Annotated in this window: 18 protein-coding genes; 16 read left to right on the top strand and 2 right to left on the bottom strand. The window is 72.6% G+C overall.

Features of this window, described 5'->3' with window-relative positions; all coding sequences use genetic code 11:
• The first annotated feature begins 122 nt into the window (after window positions 1-122).
• The 13 genes from ACFYZL_RS14675 to ACFYZL_RS14615 all read left to right on the top strand — a co-directional run bounded on the left by ACFYZL_RS14675 (window position 123) and on the right by ACFYZL_RS14615 (window position 13880).
• The gene (locus ACFYZL_RS14675) at window positions 123-671 is read left to right on the top strand and encodes a DUF2617 family protein (protein WP_384748929.1); all 549 of its coding nucleotides are present in this window, start codon (window positions 123-125) and stop codon (window positions 669-671) included.
• A gap of 118 nt (window positions 672-789) precedes the next feature.
• Complete coding sequence (locus ACFYZL_RS14670) at window positions 790-2433, top strand: polyamine aminopropyltransferase (protein ID WP_388679108.1); 1644 nt, start codon at window positions 790-792, stop codon at window positions 2431-2433.
• A 32-nt stretch (window positions 2434-2465) separates the two neighbouring features.
• Window positions 2466-3557: an SRPBCC domain-containing protein gene (locus ACFYZL_RS14665; RefSeq protein WP_388679105.1), complete on the top strand. Its 1092-nt coding sequence runs from the start codon at window positions 2466-2468 to the stop codon at window positions 3555-3557.
• 37 nt (window positions 3558-3594) lie between these two features.
• Window positions 3595-4383, top strand: a complete 789-nt coding sequence (locus ACFYZL_RS14660) for an aldose 1-epimerase (RefSeq protein WP_384748921.1) — start codon at window positions 3595-3597, stop codon at window positions 4381-4383.
• A 21-nt stretch (window positions 4384-4404) separates the two neighbouring features.
• On the top strand, window positions 4405-4944 hold the full coding sequence (gene pyrE, locus ACFYZL_RS14655; protein ID WP_384748918.1) for an orotate phosphoribosyltransferase: 540 nt from the start codon (window positions 4405-4407) through the stop codon (window positions 4942-4944).
• A 283-nt stretch (window positions 4945-5227) separates the two neighbouring features.
• Window positions 5228-6250 (top strand): class II fructose-bisphosphate aldolase, encoded by a 1023-nt coding sequence (gene fbaA, locus ACFYZL_RS14650; protein ID WP_376656574.1) that lies wholly within the window; start codon window positions 5228-5230, stop codon window positions 6248-6250.
• 178 nt (window positions 6251-6428) lie between these two features.
• The gene (locus ACFYZL_RS14645; RefSeq protein ID WP_388679101.1) at window positions 6429-7145 is read left to right on the top strand and encodes a ScbR family autoregulator-binding transcription factor; all 717 of its coding nucleotides are present in this window, start codon (window positions 6429-6431) and stop codon (window positions 7143-7145) included.
• A gap of 182 nt (window positions 7146-7327) precedes the next feature.
• The gene (locus ACFYZL_RS14640; RefSeq protein WP_384751578.1) at window positions 7328-8134 is read left to right on the top strand and encodes a BTAD domain-containing putative transcriptional regulator; all 807 of its coding nucleotides are present in this window, start codon (window positions 7328-7330) and stop codon (window positions 8132-8134) included.
• A gap of 88 nt (window positions 8135-8222) precedes the next feature.
• Complete coding sequence (locus ACFYZL_RS14635) at window positions 8223-8636, top strand: DUF3151 domain-containing protein (RefSeq protein ID WP_388679098.1); 414 nt, start codon at window positions 8223-8225, stop codon at window positions 8634-8636.
• A 162-nt stretch (window positions 8637-8798) separates the two neighbouring features.
• Complete coding sequence (locus ACFYZL_RS14630; protein WP_384751583.1) at window positions 8799-9644, top strand: tryptophan 2,3-dioxygenase family protein; 846 nt, start codon at window positions 8799-8801, stop codon at window positions 9642-9644.
• Window positions 9637-10881 carry a kynureninase gene (kynU, locus tag ACFYZL_RS14625; RefSeq protein WP_388679093.1) on the top strand — a complete coding sequence of 415 codons (1245 nt, stop codon included), beginning with the start codon at window positions 9637-9639 and terminating at the stop codon, window positions 10879-10881. The genes ACFYZL_RS14630 and kynU overlap by 8 nt, the downstream gene beginning before the upstream one ends.
• Window positions 10882-11052: 171 nt before the next feature.
• On the top strand, window positions 11053-11931 hold the full coding sequence (locus ACFYZL_RS14620; protein WP_384751587.1) for an alpha/beta hydrolase family protein: 879 nt from the start codon (window positions 11053-11055) through the stop codon (window positions 11929-11931).
• A gap of 251 nt (window positions 11932-12182) precedes the next feature.
• Window positions 12183-13880, top strand: coding sequence for a hypothetical protein (locus ACFYZL_RS14615; protein ID WP_384751590.1), 1698 nt, complete (start codon window positions 12183-12185; stop codon window positions 13878-13880).
• A 78-nt stretch (window positions 13881-13958) separates the two neighbouring features.
• Here ACFYZL_RS14615 and ACFYZL_RS14610 read toward each other — a convergent pair whose 3' ends face one another.
• The gene (locus ACFYZL_RS14610) at window positions 13959-15242 is read right to left on the bottom strand and encodes an adenylosuccinate synthase (RefSeq protein WP_384751593.1); all 1284 of its coding nucleotides are present in this window, start codon (window positions 15240-15242) and stop codon (window positions 13959-13961) included.
• A gap of 184 nt (window positions 15243-15426) precedes the next feature.
• On the opposite strand from ACFYZL_RS14610, the gene ACFYZL_RS14605 reads away from it, so the two are divergent.
• Window positions 15427-16248 carry a diacylglycerol kinase gene (locus ACFYZL_RS14605; RefSeq protein ID WP_384751635.1) on the top strand — a complete coding sequence of 274 codons (822 nt, stop codon included), beginning with the start codon at window positions 15427-15429 and terminating at the stop codon, window positions 16246-16248.
• Window positions 16249-16337: 89 nt separating this feature from the next.
• Here ACFYZL_RS14605 and ACFYZL_RS14600 read toward each other — a convergent pair whose 3' ends face one another.
• A complete protein-coding gene (locus ACFYZL_RS14600) occupies window positions 16338-16829 on the bottom strand; it encodes a GbsR/MarR family transcriptional regulator (RefSeq protein WP_384751637.1) in 492 nt (163 codons plus the stop codon).
• 75 nt (window positions 16830-16904) lie between these two features.
• Between ACFYZL_RS14600 and ACFYZL_RS14595 the strand changes: the two genes are divergently transcribed.
• Window positions 16905-17798 (top strand): ATP-binding cassette domain-containing protein, encoded by an 894-nt coding sequence (locus tag ACFYZL_RS14595; protein WP_384751596.1) that lies wholly within the window; start codon window positions 16905-16907, stop codon window positions 17796-17798.
• A complete protein-coding gene (locus tag ACFYZL_RS14590; RefSeq protein ID WP_388679088.1) occupies window positions 17795-19372 on the top strand; it encodes an ABC transporter permease in 1578 nt (525 codons plus the stop codon). The genes ACFYZL_RS14595 and ACFYZL_RS14590 overlap by 4 nt, the downstream gene beginning before the upstream one ends.
• Window positions 19373-19462 lie beyond the last annotated feature (90 nt).

Below are 19462 nucleotides of genomic sequence, written 5' to 3'. Positions count from 1 at the left end.
TTGAGTAGACCAGTCCTCGGACCCACCCGGACTTCCTGTGGACCCGTGCCGGTGTCCCCCCGCCCGTTGCCCACCGCCGGCGGACCCCGGCCATCTCCCTCGCGCGTTTGCGGAGCCGACTCATGCTCACGACCCTCCAGACCTCCTACACCGACACGCGTGCCGCCGATCTCGCCTGGGCCCTCGGACGGGACCGGCTGCCCGCCCTGGCCGTACTGAACCTCCAGCTGGCGGACGCCAAAGTGGAGTTGCGTCTGCTCGGGGCCTCCCATCAGGTGCTCCTGGAGGAGGGCGAGGTGCTCTGCTCGGAGACGGTCGCCTGCATGCCCGGCAGCAGCACGCCGCTGCCGCTCGGCGTCGCGAAGCGGGTGGGCGACTGGGAGTACGAGTTCGCCGCGCGGGTCGAGACCCTCTCCCGCGGGTCGTTCGCCGGGCGGGCGCAGGAACTGCTCGCACTGGTGGCGGATCACCCGAACGGGCTCGCGGGAACCTTCCCGGGCAGCCCGCACGCCTTCACCGCCATGCTCGCGCAGCGCTGGGAGGGCCAGGTGCGGTGGCGCACCTGGCACGCGTACCCCCAGGAGGGCCAACTGGTGGCCACCCGTACGCGCGTCGGCGTGCGCATGGGCGCCCCGACGCCCGTGCCCGTGGAATCCCCCGCGCTCCTCTAGATCTGTCGTTCGGGCGCGGGTGCCCGCCCCGTGGTTGCGCCAACCGGGTGGATTGGTACGCCACTTGCACCCATGTGGGTGACCGGGTGCGAGTGGGTGGTGACGTACGGTTCGCTGCATGATCGACCGTTCCGTCCCGCGCCGGGTGCTCCCGGCCCCGGAGCCGAGGGGTGCGTCGGCCGTCCCGTCCGCCCTGCCCGTGCGGCCCCGGACCGGCCGACTCCTCGTCCTGGCCACCGTGTTCGTCTGCGCCGCCTGCGGGCTCGTGTACGAACTGGAGCTGCTCGCCCTCGGCTCCTACCTCATCGGCGACTCCGTCACCCAGGCGTCGGTCGTGCTGTCCGTCATGGTCTTCGCCATGGGCGTCGGCTCCCTGCTCGCCAAACGGTTCCGCCGCCACCCGGCCCTCGGCTTCGGCGCCATCGAGGCCGTGCTGGCGCTCCTCGGCGGGCTCTCGGCCATGGCGCTGTACGCGAGTTTCGCCTGGTTGGGGGAGTCCCGGCCGGCGCTCGTCGGCTTCTCCTTCGCCATCGGGGTGCTCATCGGCGCGGAGATCCCGCTGCTGATGGTCCTCATCCAGCGCATCCGCAGACAGGACGCGGGCGGGGCCGTCGCCGACCTGTTCGCCGCCGACTACGTGGGCGCCCTCGTCGGCGGCCTGGCCTTCCCCTTCCTACTGCTCCCGCTGCTCGGGCAGCTCACCGGCGCCATGGTCACCGGCACCGTCAACGCGGCCGTCGGGGGCTTCCTGGTGCTGTGGTTGTTCCGCCGCGACCTGAGCCGGCGCGGCCGCTGGCTGCTGATCGTCGCCAACGTCACCGTGCTCGCCGTGCTCGCCGCCGCGACCGTCCTCGCCGGGGACTTCGAGCGGGTCGCCCGGCGCGCCGTCTACGGCGCGGAGGTCCGCGTCGCCGTCCAGACCGGGGTGCAGGAACTGGTCCTCACCGGGCCGGCGACCGGCTCCCCTCGCTCCCTCGACCTCTACCTCGACGGGCGGCTGCGGGTCAGCGGCTACGACGAGTACCGCTACCACGAGGCCCTCGTGCACCCCGCGATGAGCGGCCCGCACCGCCGGGTCCTGGTCCTCGGCGGAGGCGACGGGCTCGCCGCCCGCGAGGTGCTGCGCTACCGGGACGTCGACTCCGTCACCGTCGTCGAGCTCGACCCGGGCGTCGTCCGTCTGGCCCGCACCGACCCCCAGCTCTCCGCGCTCAACGCGCGGGTCTACGAGGACCCGCGCCTGGGCGTCGTCACCCAGGACGCCTTCCGCTGGCTGCGGGGCCCGGCCGCCGAGGACCGCTTCGACGTCATCGTCTCCGACCTCCCCGACCCGGGCATCACCCCCAGCACGAAGCTGTACTCGCAGGAGTTCTACGGGCTGGCCGCGCGGGCCCTGCGCCCCGGCGGCCGGATCGCCGTGCACGCCGGACCGGTGGTCACCCGGCCGCGGGCGTACTGGACCGTCGAGTCCACGCTGCGCGCGGCGGGGCTGCGCACCGCGCCGTACAGCGCCGGCGGCCGCCTCTCGGGCTTCGCCGCCGGGCCCGACCGCACTCCGCTCGGCGTGACCGGCACGCCGCCGCAGGACTGGGGCTTCGTACTCGCGGCCCGCGACGCGGCGCCGGTCCTGCGGGTGGACCGCGACACGCCGGGGCTGCGGTCGCTGTCGACGGCGTCCCTGCTGGACTCCGCGCGCGACGCGGAGCGGACCAGGGTGGCGGGACTGCCGCCGTCGACGCTTCCGCATCCGCGGTATTCGTGACCGTGAGGGGTGTCGTCGGTAGGCTCGACCGCATGGAGCATCAGGTGTTCGTTCCGGTACCCGCAGACGATCTCCGCGCCGCGCTGCGCGATCCGGCCCGGGTGGCCCGGTGCGTACCGGGGCTCCAGCAGGACGCCGACACCGCGGCCGGGCCGCTCGCGGGCCGCCTCAGGATCCGGGTCGACGGGCACACCGTGACGTACCGGGGGGCGCTGACCCTGACCGAGCGGGACCCGGACCACTTCGTCCTCGAAGGCGAGGGCACCGAGGTGCGGGGCAGCGGCACGGTCAAGCTCACCCTCGACGTGACGCTGACCCCGGAGGGCGAGGGGACCCGGCTGGACTTCACCGCCGGTGCCGCCGCCGACGGCCGCGCGGCGGCCTTCACCCCGGAGTCCACGACCGCGGCCGTACGCCGCCTGCTGGACCGCACGGCCACCCGCCTGGCCACCCCTGCGGACCTGCCGCCCGGCAGCATCACCGCGGACCTGGACGACACCGGGATCTCGGACCCCGTGGCCGAAGCCGAGGAGGCCGAAGCCGACTTCGCCGCCCCCGACTGGCCAGAGCCCGACCTCCCGGGCACCGCCGACCGAGCCGTACCCGGCCCAACCGACCGACCGCAGCCCGACGCGGCCGACCGTCCGGAGCCCGGCGCAGCCGACTGGGCCGAGCCCGGTGCAGCCGAGGACGGCCTGCCGGGCGCAGCCGACTGGGCCGAGCGCGGCGTAGCCGATCGGCCCGAGCACGGGGCAGCCGGGGCGGCGGCTGACCCGGCCGAGCGCGGCGCAGCCGAACCCGCCGAACCCGCCGAGCCCGCCGCAGGCGAACCGGCAGGCGAACCGGCAGGCGAACCGGTACCGCTCGATCCGTTCCTCGCCGGGGAGCTCGACGAGCTCGACGGCGCCCCCCGGCCCCCGGCCGAAGCCGCGCACGCCCGCCGGACGATGATCGGCCGGAGCGCCGAGGAGGTCGACCACGCGCCGCCGCGCGGCCGGTACGCCCCGGTCCCCGCACCCGCCGCCACCACCGCCGGGGCGGGCCTGCGCTGGATCGCCCCGGCCGCCGCCCTCGCCCTGGCCTCGGCCGTGGTCCTCGGGCGGGCGCTGCGCCGCCGTCGCTGAGCCGGGTCAGCCCCGGGCACCCCCTAATCTCGGTCGCATGACTACGCAACTGAAGGCCGGCGGCGCCGAGCTGACCGTCGACCAGGAGAACGGCTGCCGGATCAGCAGCCTGCGCATCGACGGGACCGAGCTGCTCCGCCAGGGCGCGCACTACGGGGCCTTCCCGATGGTCCCGTGGTGCGGCCGGATCGAGAACGGTCAGTTCCGCGACGGCGCCGCCCTCCACCAGATGCCGGTCAACCACCCTCCGCACGCCCTCCACGGCTTCGGCCGCGACGCGCCCTGGCGCCGGGCCCGGGCCACCGCCACCGATGCGGTGTTCACCTACGACCTCGCCGACCCGTGGCCCTACCCCGGCAAGGTCACCCAGATCGTCGAGCTCGCCGAGGACTCGCTGACCCTCACCATGGGCGTCGAGACGTACCAGGACTCCTTCCCGGCGCAGGCCGGCTGGCACCCCTGGTTCCTCCGCGAGCTCACGCCCGGCGGCGGGGACGTGGAGCTCTGGTTCGAGGCCGCCTGGCAGGAGGAGCGCGGCGCCGACCACCTGCCCAACGGCCACCGCATCGAGCCCCAGCCCGGCCCCTGGGACGACTGCTTCGGCATGCCGGACGGGGTCGACGTCACCCTCACCTGGCCCGGGGCACTGGAACTGCGGGTCACCAGCCGGGCCGAATGGGTGGTCGTCTACGACGAGCAGCCCGAGGCCGTCTGCGTGGAGCCCCAGTCCGGCCCGCCGAACGGCCTGAACACGCTGCCGCGCCTGGTCACCCCGGTGGATCCGCTGGAGATCTCCACGACGTGGACCTGGCGGCGGCTCTCCTAGCGCGCAATTAAGCTCGGGGCCATGACTGACGTACGCGATGCGCTTCTGCAGCAGATCAAGGACAAGGCCGTCGTGCACGGCAAGGTGATCCTCTCCTCCGGCCGCGAGGCCGACTACTACATCGACCTCCGCCGGGTCACCCTCGACGGCGAGGCGGCCCCCATGGTCGGTCAGGTCATGCTCGACCTGACCGCGGAGCTCGACTTCGACTGCGTCGGCGGTCTGACCCTGGGCGCCGACCCGGTCGCGACCTCGATGCTGCACGCCTCCGCCGCGCGCGGTCAGCGCCTGGACGCCTTCGTCGTCCGCAAGGCGCAGAAGGCGCACGGCATGCAGCGCCGCATCGAGGGCACCGACGTCAAGGGCAAGCGCTGCCTGGTCGTCGAGGACACCTCGACCACGGGTGGCTCCCCGCTGACCGCCGTCGAGGCCGTCCGCGAGGCCGGTGGCGAGGTCGTCGCGGTCGCCACGATCGTCGACCGGGGCGCGGCCGACGCCATCGCCGAAGCGGGCCTGCAGTACCTCACCGGCTACCGCCTCGGGGACCTCGGTCTCTCCTAGCCGCTCCTGGTGCGGTGATCGTCAGCGTGCCGGTACCGGGCGTCCGGTACCCCGGGGCGACTCGTGACCAAGGTCCCGAGATGTCCTGATCAAGGCCCTGACCTGCTCTTTCCCGGCCGGTCTGGATGTTTCACGTGAAACGTCCCGGCCGGCCGTGCCCGTACCGGAACGCAGGTGGGCTGGACGGTCGCGCCGAGTCTGGAAAGATAGGCGCGACGATGACGTCGCCCCCAGGTCAGGGCCGTAATAAGCACACTCCCCGCACATCCCAAGGAGCGGACAGATGCCCATCGCAACCCCCGAGGTCTACAACGAGATGCTCGACCGGGCGAAGGCAGGCAAGTTCGCCTACCCGGCCATCAACGTGACCTCCTCCCAGACCCTGCACGCCGCCCTGCGCGGCTTCGCGGAGGCCGAGAGCGACGGCATCATCCAGATCTCCACCGGTGGTGCGGAGTTCCTGGGTGGCCAGCACAACAAGGACATGGTCACCGGCGCCGTGGCCCTGGCCGAGTTCGCCCACATCGTGGCCGCCAAGTACGACATCACGGTCGCGCTGCACACGGACCACTGCCCCAAGGACAAGCTGGACGGCTACGTCCGCCCGCTGCTCGACATCTCCGCCGAGCGCGTGGCCAAGGGCCAGAACCCCCTCTTCCAGTCGCACATGTGGGACGGCTCCGCCGAGACCCTGGCCGACAACCTGGCCATCGGTCAGGAGCTGCTCGCCAAGGCCGCCGCCGCGAAGATCATCCTCGAGGTCGAGATCACCCCGACCGGCGGCGAGGAGGACGGTGTCAGCCACGAGATCAACGACGAGCTGTACACCACCGTCGAGGACGCGATCCGTACCGCCGAGGCCCTCGGCCTGGGCGAGAAGGGCCGCTACCTGCTGGCCGCCTCCTTCGGCAACGTGCACGGCGTCTACAAGCCGGGCAACGTCGTCCTGCGCCCCGAGCTCCTGAAGGACCTCCAGGCCGGTGTCGCGGAGAAGTTCGGCAAGGCCTCGCCGTTCGACTTCGTCTTCCACGGCGGTTCGGGCTCCACGGCCGAGGAGATCGCCACCGCGCTGGAGAACGGCGTCGTGAAGATGAACCTGGACACCGACACCCAGTACGCCTTCACCCGCCCGGTCGTGGACCACATGTTCACCAACTACGCCGGCGTCCTGAAGGTCGACGGCGAGGTCGGCACGAAGTCCAAGTACGACCCGCGCACCTGGGGCAAGGCCGCCGAGGCGGGCATGGCCGCGCGCGTCGCCGAGGCCTGCGCGAACCTGCGCTCCACCGGTACCCGCCTGAAGTAGTACTTCCAGGGCACCAGCACGCCGAAGGGCCCGGCCGCCGTCTCACGACGGCGGCCGGGCCCCTCGTGTTTCACACGAGGGCCGGGCCAAGAGCGGTACAGGGGTGAGACGCCTGTGGACGGATGCCCGGGGATGGGGTGGACTGTCGGCAAGGTACGTACCTGGAGGTATGTTCGTGATGAGGGCTGACCGACCGCAGGTGGAGCAGGACCGCGCGCCGCGTACGCGCCGGGCGATCCTGGAGGCCGCCGCAGTGCTGTTCGAGGACCGGGGCTACGACGGCGCCACGCTGTCGGACATAGCCGGGCTGGCCAGGGTCACCAAGGGCGCGCTCCAGTTCCACTTCGCGTCCAAGGAGGACGTCGCGCAGGCGGTGATCGAGGCCCAGGCGAGCACCCACCCGCCCTTCGTCCCGCAGGAGTTCAAGGCCCAGGAGTTCGTCGACGTCGGCATGGTCTTCTCGCACCGGCTCCGGCACGACGTGCTGACGCGCGGCAGCGCACGGCTCACCCTGGAGGAGAGCTGTCGCAAGCTGCACCGGGCGGCGCCCTACCAGGAATGGATCGACCTGCACACGGCCCTGATGGTGGAGGCCAAGGCGTGCGGCGAGCTGCTCCCGCACGTGGATCCGGCGCAGCCCGCGCGGCTGGTGGTGGGGGCCTTCGCGGGGCTCAACGTGATGTCGCAGACGCTCGGGTTCGACCTGGACCGCGAGGTTTCCGCGCTCTACACGGGCGTGATGCAGAGTCTGGTGTTCCCCGCGGTGGCCGCCCGGCTCGACACCGCTCCGGGCCGCGGCGCCAGGGCCCTGCACGGCCCGGACGGGGCGCTGTCGTGCGACTGCGCGGCACGGTCCGCCGCGGAGCCGCTCGTGGAGGCGCTCACCGCGGGCTGACGTCCGTACGCGGGGGCCCGTACGTCGGCATGCCCGCACGGCCGCATGTCCGTACGCCGCTCCTGGGGAACTCCCGCCCCGGGGGCCGATGGTGGCCGGAAACATAAACCTCGATATTCTTTTTTGGATCGAGTCGAGTCGAGTCCGTGCCGACGCGGACTCCGCCTGCCTGGGAGAAGATTGTGGACATTGACGTACTCGGAGGACTGGGCGTTTTCGAGAACGGTGTGCCCATCGCGCCTGCCGCACCGTCCGAGAGGCAGGTCCTCGCCCTCCTGGCCGCGCACGCCGACCGGGTGGTGCCGGTCGACGTGCTCGCGGAGGAGCTCAGGGCGTTAGTGCCGCGGGAGCAGGCGCATCCGGTGCTGCGGGCCGCCGTGCGCCGGCTGTCCGAGCGGCTGGACGCGGCCGTCGCCCCGTGCGGCGGCCGTACCGCGGCAACCGCGCTCGTGCGGACGGCCGACGGCTACCGTCTCGACACCGGCGGCGGCCGCCTCGACGTACGGGAGTTCGCCCGCGAGGCGGATGCGGGACATCTTGCCCTGGCCCGCGGGGAGTACGCGACGGCGGCCGTCCGGCTGCGGAGTGCGCTGCGCCTCTGGAAGGGCCCGGCCTTCGACGGGGTGACCCCCGGCCCCCGTCTCACCGAGCGCACGGTGGAGCTGGAGTTGGCCCGCAAGAGCGCCGTGGAGGGTTGGGTGGAGGCCCAGTTGGAGCTCGACAGGCTGCGCCGGTCCTTCGACGGGGCGTCGGATGGGGCGGCAGAACCGGCACCGGCGTTCGACGGAGCGCGCGAGCACCGCCCCGTGCCCGTGCCCGGACTCCGGTCGCTGCCCCGGCAGTTCGCGCCCGTCCCCGCGGGGGACTCCGGATGGAACCGGATGCGTCCCGGGCGGGCGTCCGCCCGTACGACGGCCTCGGCCGCCGCCGCCGACCGGGGCGCCATCCGCCTCGCGGCCTGCCGGATGAGGCGCACGCACGCCCGCTGATCCCGCCCGGGATCCGACGCGCGGTCCGCACGGCCCCGGCCGGGTGGGCCGGATGCCGTCGGGGCGGGGAGCCCGGCAGACTGGGGGCATGTCGATTCACCAGAACCTGCTCGGGGGCCCCGCCCCCACCCACCTCCCCGACGAGCCGGGCCGCGAGGCCATCGCGGCCGGCACCGCCGCCGTCGAGGTGGCCGCCGCGCACCCCACCTCCTCCCTGGCCTGGGCGGTCCTCGCCGACGAGGCCTTCGAGGCCGGCCGCACCGTCGAGTCGTACGCGTACGCCCGTACGGGCTACCACCGAGGCCTCGACGCCCTGCGTCGGGCCGGCTGGAAGGGACACGGCCCGGTGCCGTGGGAGCACGAGCCGAACCGGGGCTTCCTGCGCGCCCTGTTCGCGTTGTCCCGCGCGGCCGAGGCGATCGGCGAGAAGGAGGAGTACGAGCGCTGCTCGACCTTCCTTCGGGACTCCTCCCCGACGGCGGCCGACGTCCTGACCGCCTGAGTCCGTACGAAGGGTGTGACGCCCGGTTCCTTGTGACCTGCGTCACTCCCCGCTGGAGCCCCGCCCCGACCGTGTCTTACGATGCGGGCAGGGGACCGGGGCTCCACTTGCCTCACGGAAGGAGCGGACCGCTACCCGGAAGCACGTGTCGAGGAGACAGCGATGTCGAACACCCTTGATGCCTCCGGAGCCGGTTCGGACACCCCGAACCTCGACTTCGACGGCACGACCCCGTACGAGGACTACGTCCAGGCGGACGTCCTCACCCACCTCCAGCACCTCCGTTCGGACGACCCGGGCGAGATGGTCTTCCTGGTCACCACCCAGGTCATGGAGCTGTGGTTCACGGTCATCGTCCACGAATGGGAGACGGCCGCCCGCGCGCTCGGCGAGGACCGGATCCCCGTCGCGATGGACGCGCTGAAACGATCCCTCCGCGAGCTGGAGGCACTGAACAACTCCTGGCGTCCGCTCGCCCAGCTCACCCCGGGCCAGTTCAACGCCTACCGGGCCGCGCTCGGCGAGGGTTCCGGTTTCCAGTCGGCGATGTACCGGCGCATGGAGTTCCTGCTCGGCGAGAAGTCCTCCTCCATGCTCGTCCCGCACCGCGGCGCCCCGCGCGTCCACGCGGAGCTGGAGAAGGCCCTCCAGGAGCCGAGCCTCTACGACGAGGTCCTGCGCCTGCTGGCCCGCCGCGGGTTCGCGGTCCCGGCGGAGGTCCTGAACCGCGACCTCTCCCTGCGGTACGAGGCCTCGCCCGAGGTCGAAGCCGTCTGGACGGGCCTGTACGCCGCCCCCGACGAGCACCCGGACCTGCACCGCCTCGGCGAGGTCCTCACGGACGTGGCCGAACTGGTCTGGCGCTGGCGCAACGACCACTTGGTGGCGACCCGCCGCGCGATGGGCGCGAAGACGGGCACGGGCGGCTCCGCCGGCGTCACCTGGCTGGAGAAGCGCGCGACGAAGAACGTCTTCCCCGAGCTCTGGACGGCCCGCAGCCATGTCTGACGAGACCCTGATACCCGCCGCCGCGCCCGCCGTCCCCGCCGCCCCCGCCACGCAGGACCTCGTCGCCCGGGCCGCGGCCCTGGACGCCGCCGACGAGCTCGCCAAGCTCAAGGAGCGCTTCGTCCTGCCCGACGGAGTCGTCTACCTCGACGGCAACAGCCTCGGCGCGCTCCCCGCCGGGGTCACCGACCGGCTCGCCGACGTCGCCTCCCGCGAGTGGGGCGAGCTCCTCATCCGCTCCTGGGACGAGAGCGAGTGGTGGACCGCCCCGGAGCGGATCGGCGACAGGATCGCCCCGCTCGTCGGCGCGGCCCCCGGCCAGGTCGTCGTCGGCGACTCGACCAGCGTCAACCTCTTCAAGGCCCTCGTCGGCGCGGCCCGCCTCGCCCTCCCGGGGCGGACGAAGCTGCTGGTGGACGCCACCACCTTCCCCACCGACGGGTACATCGCCGCGTCCGCCGCCCGGATGACCGGCCTCACCGTCACCCCGGTGGAGCCGGGCCGCGCGGCCGAGGAGATCGACGGCGACACCGCCGTCGTCCTGCTCAACCACGTCGACTACCGCTCCGGCCGCCTCCACGACCTGCCCGCCCTCACCGCCGCCGCCCGCGCGGCCGGGGCGATCACGGTCTGGGACCTGTGCCACTCGGCCGGCGCGCTCCCCGTGGGCCTCGACGCCCACGGGGTCGACCTCGCCGTGGGCTGCACGTACAAGTACCTCAACGGCGGCCCCGGGTCGCCCGCGTACCTGTACATCGCCGCCCGCCACCAGGCGGATTTCGACTCCCCCCTCCCCGGCTGGAACGGCCACGCGGAACCCTTCGCGATGACTCCGGACTACCGGCCGGCGGACGACGCGCGCCGCGGGCGCGTCGGCACTCCGGACATCCTGTCGATGCTGGCCCTGGAGTCGGCGCTCGACGCCTGGGACGGGGTCTCCGTGGAGTCCGTACGGGCCAAGTCCCTCGCGCTGACCGACTTCTTCCTCGAATGCGTGGCGGCGTACGTCCCGCAGGGCAAGGTCGAGGCGGTCACCCCGGCCGGCCACGCCGAGCGCGGCAGCCAGGTGTCGCTGCGCACCGAGAACGCCCGTGAGGTCATGGGCGAGCTCATCTCCCGGGGCGTGATCGGCGACTTCCGGGCCCCCGACGTCCTGCGCTTCGGGTTCACCCCGCTCTACGTCGGTTTCGCCGACGCGGAGCGCGCCGCGCGCACGCTGGGTCACATTTTCGGGTGACGCGGTAGCGAAACGTCACGGCGCGGGGCGGGCGGGGCTACGGCTCCGCCCGCCCCGTCACATTCCGGACCTCGCACGGAACGCCGTGTTCCAGACTGATACGGTCCCGCTCTGCCGGACCACCGGAACATCTGTCCCCGCTGTCCCACGCGTTACCGAGAGGTTGAGCCGATGACGGACCCCGCCGCCGTGGAACGGGACGCCGCCGAGGCCGCCTCGGCCTTCTCCCATCCGGCCGTCGCGCCGGACGCTACGGCCGCGTACGGGGAACACCCGGACCAGGTGGTGGACTTCTACGCCCCGCGCGGTGCGGGAGCGGGCCCGGCCCCGCTGGTGGTGCTCCTGCACGGCGGGGCGTGGCGGGCCCCGTACGACCGCCTGCACGTCACCCCGCTCGCGGACTTCCTGGCCCGGCAGGGTTTCGCCGTCGCCAATGTCGAGTACCGGCGGGGCAGCTCCCTGCCGCACCAGGACGCCGAGGGGCCGGTCGCCGGTCGCTGGCCGGAGACCTTCGACGACGTGGCCGCCGCCATGGACGCCCTGCCGGGCCTCGTGGCGACGGCCCTCCCGCAGGCCGACGTCCGCCGCGTGGTGGTCACCGGCCACTCCGCGGGCGGCCACCTCGCCCTGTGGGCCGCCGCCCGGCACGTGCTCCCGTCCGACTCCCCGTGGCGGCTGCCCGCCCCGCCGGAACTGCGCGGCGTGGTGGCGCTGGCCCCGATCGCGGACTTCGCGGTGGCGGAGGACCTGGGCGTGTGCGGCGGAGCCTCGGCCCAGCTGCTCGGCGGTGATCCGCACTTCACGGCCCGCCTGCCGTACGCGGACCCGGCGGCGCTGCTGCCGACGGGCATCGCCACGGCGGTGGTGCAGGGGCGGCAGGACATCGTCGTCCCGGCGGCGGTGGCGGAGTCGTACGTGGCGGCGGCCGCGAAGGCGGGGGAGATGGTGGGGCTGACCCTGCTGGACGGGATCGGTCACTTCCCGCTGATCGACCCGGCGGCGGACGCGTGCGCGGTGGTGGCCGAGGAGATCTCGCAGCTGGCCTGGTAGGGCCCACGGCCCGGCCCGGTCCTGCTCGGGGACGGGCACCGGTGTCGGCGCCGGGAAATGCGGTTGTCCTCGTCCGCCAGGGCTGTTCTCCTTCGGATCGGAGCCTTCGCAGCCTTTCCGGGCGGGGGCGTGTCCGGACAACGGGGCCCGCCGTTCGGCATGCACTTCACCTGTGTACTCTGGGCTCACTTTCGCACCTGATCGCGTTCAAAAACGAAACTGGGGGGCCGGTGCGCAATCGCCGTCTCGTAATGTCCGCTGCCGCCATCATCGCGGCCGGTGTTGGTCTCATACCGGGTACGGCCTCGGCCGCGCCCGTGCCCGTACCCGTGGGGCCGAAGGCCTCGGCGCCCGACGTCGACGTCACCAAGGACGCCGAGTCGAAGTTCAAGACCTACAAGAGCCCCGCCGAGAAGTCGGTCCGCACGACCCTGTCGGGCGCCAAGAACAAGGCCGCCGCCGCCCCGATGGCCGAGGGCGCCACCGCGGCCAACCAGAACCTGGCGGTCGTCCTCAGCGCCTCGCCGACGTCGGCCCACGGGGTCAGCCTCGACACCGACATCATCAGCGACCCGGCCTCGCTCTCCGTGAGCGTCAACTGGGGTGACGGCAACGAGGACGTGGTCGCCGCCTCCGGCGCCGGGCTGCTGACCCACAAGCACGTCTACGCCGAGCTCGGCGTGTACAAGGTCACGGTCAAGGTGACGGACACCGGCAGCGGGCAGGTGTCGACCAACGTGCTGGAGGACATCGCCACCGCCGGCTCGGACTTCATCCCGTACACCCCCACCCGCCTCCTGGACACCCGCGAGGGCATCGGCGCGGCGAAGGGCAAGGTCCCCGGCCGCGGCACGACGCGCGTGAAGGTCGGCGGCAACGGAAACATCCCCTTGGGCATCACCGCGGTCGCCCTCAACGTCACCGTGACCAACCCGGTCAGCAGCGGCTACATCACCGCGTACCCCAGTGGTGCCAAGGAGCGTCCGACCTCGTCGAACGTGAACTTCGCGGCCGGTCAGACCGTTCCCAACATGGTGATCGTCCCGGTCGGCAAGGACGGCTACGTCGAGCTGTACAACGGCAGCTGGAACGTGGGCGACTCCGTCGACCTGATCGCCGACATCACCGGCTACTTCTCGCCGAAGGCCGCCAGCGGCTACACCCCGATGACGCCGGCCCGCTTCGTCGACACCCGCGAGGGCCTCGGCACGACGAAGGCGGGTCAGGTTCCCGCGCGCGGCAGCTTCACCACCCAGATCTCCGGCCTGCGCAACGTGCCGAGCGGCATCAGCGCCGTGGCGCTCAACGTGACGGTCACCGGGCCGCGGAGCGCCGGCTTCCTGTCCGTCCTGCCGGGCGGCGGGTCGAACCCGAGCGTGTCCAACCTGAACTTCAACAACGGTGACACGATCGCCAACTCGGTGATCGTCCCCGTTTCCAACGACGGTAAGATCACGGTCTTCAACGGCTCCTGGAGCGGCGCGACCGATGTCGTCATCGACGTCGTCGGCTACTACAGCACGGCCAGCAGCGGCGCCTACATGCCCATGCAGCCGAAGCGCTGGCTGGACACCCGCGAGAAGACCGACTACTACTACGGCGCCCTCAAGGGCGGCTGGTTCAAGTGGGTGACCTTCTCGCCGGACCCCCAGGACGACGGCGTCACGGGCTACGTCCTGAACGCCACGGCCACCAACACCGCCGGCAACGGCTTCCTCGCGGTCGCCCCGGACCCGTGGTCGGCCGAGGCCCGCCGCGGTGGCTGGGCCGGAGACACGTACCCGCCCGAGTCTTCCACGCTGAACTGGACGAAGGGCAAGACCGTCCCGAACCTGGTCCAGGCGTCCTCCGGCGAGAACGGCATCGTGGACTTCTTCAACATGAGCTGGAACGAGTGGGAGACGATGGACCTCGTCGTCGACATCTTCGGCTACTACGAGAAGAACTGATCCACCCGAACCACGCCGAAGGGGCGGTGCGCGAGATGCGCACCGCCCCTTCGGGCGTTCAGGTACCGCCCGCCGTGCCTAGAGGAACGAGTTGATCTCGATCGTCTCGGTACGGCCCGGGCCGACGCCGATCGCGGAGATCGGGGCGCCCGACATCTCCTCCAGCGCCTTCACGTACGCCTGCGCGTTCTTCGGCAGGTCGGAGAAGGTCTTGGCCTTGGTGATGTCCTCGGACCAGCCGGGCAGGTTTTCGTAGATCGGCTTCGCGTGGTGGAAGTCCGTCTGCGAGTACGGGAGCTCCTCGACGCGCTTGCCGTCGATCTCGTACGCGACGCAGACCGGGATCTCCTCCCAGCCGGTCAGGACGTCCAGCTTGGTGAGGAAGAAGTCCGTCAGGCCGTTGACGCGGGTCGCGTAGCGCGCGATCGGGGCGTCGAACCAGCCGCAGCGGCGGTCGCGACCGGTGGTCACACCGCGCTCGCCGCCGATGCGGCGCAGGTCCTCGCCGTCCTGGTCGAACAGCTCGGTCGGGAACGGGCCGGCGCCGACGCGGGTCGTGTAGGCCTTCAGGATGCCGATGACGCGGCTGATCTTCGTCGGGCCGACACCGGTACCGGTGCAGGCGCCGCCCGCGGTCGGGTTCGACGAGGTGACGAAGGGGTACGTGCCGTGGTCGACGTCGAGCAGGGTGCCCTGGCCGCCCTCGAAGAGCACGACCTTGTTCTCGTCCAGCGCGTTGTTGAGGATCAGGGTGGTGTCGGCGACGTAGCCCTTGATCTGGTCCGCGTACTGGAGCATCTCCTCCACGATCGCGCCGGCCTCGATGGCGCGACGGTTGTAGAGCTTGGCGAGGAGCTGGTTCTTGCCCTCCAGCGCCGCCTCGACCTTCTGCGTGAGGATCGACTCGTCGTACAGGTCCTGCACGCGGATGCCGACGCGGTTGATCTTGTCCGCGTACGTCGGGCCGATGCCGCGGCCGGTCGTACCGATCTTGCGCTTGCCGAGGAAGCGCTCGCCGACCTTGTCGAGGGTGACGTTGTACGGCGTGATCAGGTGCGCGTTGCCGCTGATGAGCAGCTTGGAGGTGTCGATGCCGCGCTCGTTCAGGCCGCGCAGCTCGGAGAGCAGGACGGCCGGGTCGACGACGACGCCGTTACCGATGACCGGGGTGCATCCGGGGGAGAGGATGCCGGAAGGGAGAAGGTGCAGCGCGTACTTCTGGTCGCCGACGACGACCGTGTGGCCGGCGTTGTTGCCACCCTGGTAGCGCACTACATAGTCAACGGATCCACCGAGCAGGTCGGTGGCCTTTCCCTTGCCCTCGTCACCCCACTGAGCTCCGAGCAGCACAAGAGCGGGCACAGGCGTACACCTCTTCCGGATGGGGCATGTCCAAGGTCAGGGGGCGTACGACGATGTACACCGCAGGCTGAGCCGTCGGACCGGTACCCCGGAATAGACGAAGGCCCTGGCGCAATAGCGCAAGGGCCTCTTGCACAAAGATGCTACCCGAGGAAGGACCGAGGTGTCGGCTCCAGAGCCCACCATGAGCCACGCGGGCGCGCCGGTAGGCGGCCTGCTGGTGCTCGTCGACCCGGTCGCCCGCCGTCTTGACGGCGAGTCCGTGCGAATCGCGAAAGATGTGTTGTCAGCGGGCGCGGCGGCGAAGATCTGCCTTCCCGACTCACGGGAGGAGTTCGCGCGGGCCCTGGCCCGCCGGGGTCAAAGGCGGCCGGTGATCGTGGGCGACGACCGGGCGTTGGTGCGGGCCGTCGGGTTGCTGCACCGGGAGCGGGCGCTGTCGGGCGGCGTGATTTCGCTGATTCCCGTGGGGCCCGTGGGGTCCCTGGTGCTGGCGGGATCGCTCGGTGTGCCACTTTCGGCCGTTTCCGCGGCGCGGGCGGTCCTGGACGGTGTGGTCCGGGTCTGCGACCTGCTGGTCGACGACAGCGACGGGGTGGTGTTGGGGGACCTGCGGATCGTCTCGCCCGAGCGGTCGGGGGCCCGCCCGGCGGCCCCGTCGGTGTGGAACGCGTACCGCTCGCTGGTGCGCACCCTGGTGCGCCCGCCCGCGGGCGGGCTGCGGGTGGAGGCGGACGGGGTGCTGCTGGCGGACCTGGACGAGCCGGTGCTCGACGTGTCGGTGGCGGCGCGGGAGGGCCTGGCGGAGGTGGTGGTCCGGGCCGGATCGGGTTCCGGCGCGGGCGGGGGCGCGGGCGGGCCGCGGGTGGCCCGGGTGCGGTCGGTGACGGTGTCGGGGCCGGACTTCCGCTACCGGGCGGACCAGGCCGTGACCGGTCCGGTCAGGCGCCGCACGTGGACGCTGCGACCGGGCGCGTGGGGGCTGACGGTGCCGCGCCAGAGGTGAGCGGGACACGGCTCGCGGGCACTCCGCCCGGTGGGCGGGGCGCCGGGCCGTCCCGCCGGCCGCTGCGGTGATCGCCCCGGTCGGCGGGGTCAGGCGTCCAGGCCGAGGGTGGCGCGGTGGGCGCGCCAGCGGTCCATCAGGCCGAGGAGTTCCTTCTGCATGAACTCGAAGAACTCCGCCGTCTCCGCGACCCGCACCCCCGCCGGGGAGTCGGCGCCCAGGCTCGCCGCGCCCTCGCGCAGGGTCTTCTCCCACAGGGTCAGGACCTGGTCGCGCCGGGTGAAGGTCTCGTACCAGAGCTCGTTGTGCAGCACGTACCGGTCCCGGCGGGAGCCCGGCTCGCGTTCGCGGCTGACCATGTTGACCTGGGTCAGGTACGAGACGGCCCCCGACACCGCCGCCGGGCTGATCCGCAGCGCCTCGCCCAGCTCGGCCGAGGTCATCGCGCCGCCGTCGCTGGCCAGCAGCTGCGCGAAGACGCGCGCGGCCATGCGCTGCATGCCCGCGTCGGTCAGCTGCGCGGCGAACCGCTCCACGAAGCGCGAGACCGCTTCCTCGTCCCGTGCCGCCGGTACTGCCATCTCTTCCGCCACCCTTCAAACTTTATACGATTCCTTAAGTTCACAATTTTGTGAAAGTCGCGTACGTTCGGAAGCATGACGAAGGCCATCAGGGTCGCCGGACTCCACAAAGCGTTCGGCCGCACCCACGCACTGGACGGACTCGACCTCTCGGTCACCACCGGCGAGGTCCACGGCTTCCTCGGCCCCAACGGAGCCGGCAAGTCCACCACCATCCGGGTCCTGCTGGGCCTGCTGCGCGCCGACTCCGGCACCGCCGAACTCCTCGGCGGGGACCCCTGGGCCGACGCCGTCGCCCTCCACCGCCGGGTCGCCTACGTCCCCGGGGACGTCACCCTGTGGCGCAACCTCTCCGGCGGCGAGGTCATCGACCTGTACGGGCGCCTGCGCGGGGGCCTCGACCGGGCCCGCCGCACCGAGCTCACGGAGCGGTTCGAGCTGGACCCCACGAAGAAGGGGCGCACCTACTCCAAGGGCAACCGGCAGAAGGTCGCCCTCGTCGCCGCCTTCGCCTCCGACGCCGAACTCCTCATCCTCGACGAGCCCACCTCCGGCCTCGACCCGCTGATGGAGGAGGTCTTCCAGGGCTGCGTCGCCGAGGCGCGCGCCGCCGGGCGCACGATCCTGCTCAGCTCGCACGTCCTCAGCGAGGTCGAGGCCCTCTGTGACCGGGTCAGCATCATCCGCGGGGGCCGCACCGTGGAGACCGGCAGCCTCGCCGAACTGCGCCACCTCACCCGTACGTCGATCACCGCCGAGCTCGCCGGCCCGCCGAACGGCCTCGCGCACCTGCCGGGCGTCCACGACGTCGAGGTGCGGGGACTGAAGGTCCGGCTCCAGGCCGACACCGACAAGCTGGACGCCGTACTGCGTTCCCTCACCGCCTCCGGGGTGCGGTCGCTGACCTCGACGCCGCCCACCCTCGAAGAACTCTTCCTGCGCCACTACACGGAAGGGGCGGAGCGATGAGGATCGACGGGCAGGCCGGCACCGGCGCCCTGTTGAGGCTCGCCCTGCGCCGCGACCGCGTGATGATGCCGGTCTGGGTGCTGGGCACCACGCTGCTGGTGGCGAGCATGCCCGGCGCGCTGGGCAGCGTGTACTCCACCGCCGCCGAACGCGCCGCGGCCGCCGCCTCGATGAACGCCAACAGCTCGATGCGCGCCCTGTACGGGCCCGTCTTCAGCGACTCCCTCGGCGGCCTGACCGCCTGGCGCGCCGGCGTCTTCGGCGCGGTCCTCGCGGCCTCCATGAGCCTGGTGATCGTCGTCCGGCACACCCGCGAGGAGGAGGAGACGGGCCGGCAGGAGCTGCTCTCCGCGGGCATGGTGGGGCGGCGGGCCCCGCAGACCGCGGCGCTGCTCGCCGCGCTCGTCGCCAACACCTGCGTGGCCCTGCTCGTCACGCTCGCCCTCGCCGGACAGGGCGCGGGCGGAGCACTCGCCCTCGGGGCGGCCCTCGCCGGCACCGGAATGCTCTTCGCCGGCACGGCCGCCATCGCCGCCCAGCTGACCGGGAGCGCCCGCGCCGCGAAGGGGCTCACGGCCGCCGTGCTGGGCGCCGCCTTCGTCCTGAAGGCGGCCGGCGACGCCGGTACGGCGGGCGGGACCTCGCCGCTGACCTGGCTCTCGCCGCTCGGCTGGGTCGAGAACGTACGGGCCTTCGCGCCGGCCCGCTGGTGGGTGCTCGTGCTGCTCGCCGCGGCCGTGGTGGCGCAGGTGGGCGCGGCCTACGTGCTGGCCGGGCGCCGCGACCTGGGCACGGGCTTCCTCCCGGCCAGACCCGGACCGGCCGAGGGGCGGCTGGGCACGGCGGGCGCCTTGGCCTGGCGGCTCCAGCGCGGCAGCGTCATCGGCTGGAGCGCGGGCTTCCTGATCGCCGGGGTCGTCTTCGGCGGGATGGCGGACGGCGCGGCCGACCTGGTCGGCGGCAACGAGAAGACCCGGGAGATCATCGAGCGGATGGGCGGACAGAGCGGGCTCACCGACGCCTTCCTCGCCACGATGGCCGGCATGTTCGGGCTGATCGCCGCCCTGTACGTCGTCGCGTCGGTACTGCGCCTGAGCGGCGAGGAGTCGGGGCAGCGCGCCGAACCGCTGCTGGCGAACGCGGTCGGCCGACTGCGCTGGGCCGGCGGCCACCTGGTCGTGGCCTTCGGCGGATCGGCGCTGATCCTGCTGTTGGCGGGGCTCGGCCTGGGCATCGGGCACGGGCAGGACCTGCCCGGGACGATCGGCGCCACCCTCGTGCAGCTCCCGGCGGTCTGGGTGATCGGAGCCCTCGCGGCGCTCCTGTACGGCGCGGCACCCCAGTACGCCGTCGCCGCCTGGGCGGTCGCGGGAGCCGCGCTCGCCCTGGGCTGGATCGGCCCCGCGCTGCGTCTCCCGCAGTCCGTCCTGGACCTCTCGCCCTTCGCCCACCTGCCGAAACTGCCGGGCGCGCAGTCGCTGTCCTGGTCCCCGCTGCTGACCCTGACGATCCTGGCGGTCGCCCTGACGGCCACCGGCCTCGCGGCCCTGCGCCGCCGCGACCTCGTGTCCTAGTAGGACTCCGTTAGGTTGTTCTTGATCTTGGGATGGAGTAGGGCTTGCTGGTGAGGGGCCGGTGGCAGGTCGTGCAGACGCCGGTCCAGC

Origin of the sequence: Streptomyces sp. NPDC001717, assembly GCF_042892775.1 — a bacterium.
Taxonomy (GTDB): domain Bacteria; phylum Actinomycetota; class Actinomycetes; order Streptomycetales; family Streptomycetaceae; genus Streptomyces.
This window is presented reverse-complemented; position numbering and strand designations above follow the sequence as displayed.